Source organism: Streptomyces montanus, from assembly GCF_005786655.1.
Taxonomy (GTDB): domain Bacteria; phylum Actinomycetota; class Actinomycetes; order Streptomycetales; family Streptomycetaceae; genus Streptomyces; species Streptomyces sporangiiformans.
The window spans coordinates 1-398 of sequence record NZ_VBZC01000113.1 but is presented as its reverse complement, the minus strand read 5'-3'; positions in this window follow the sequence as shown (position 1 = coordinate 398).

Here is a 398-nt window from a genome sequence, read left to right as displayed (position 1 = left end):
GTTCCCTTCCCCAACCCCGCCCCTTCCCGAAACAGGGGGCGGCGCCCCCAGACCCCCCGTGCCCGCGGTCGCCCTCGGGCGGGAGGGGGGGGGTGGGTGGGTTTCGTACTTCGGCTGCGGGTCGGTTGTGGCTGGTCGCGCAGTTCCCCGCGCCCCTGAAGGGGCGCGCCCCACTCAACCTCAGTCACCCAGCGACCCCTGAAGGGGCGCCCCCGCTCACCCGCAGTCGTCCAGCGGCCCCTGGAGGGGCGCACCCCCACGCTCCCGCAGTCGCCAGCGCACGGGAGGGGGCGTGTGCCGGTGCGTCATCGCCCGTCGCGTACAGCCTTTCTCAGGAAACCCGCACGCTCTACCAACACCGGGCCGTACGCCCCCGCGGCGACGGGCGGACGCACCGG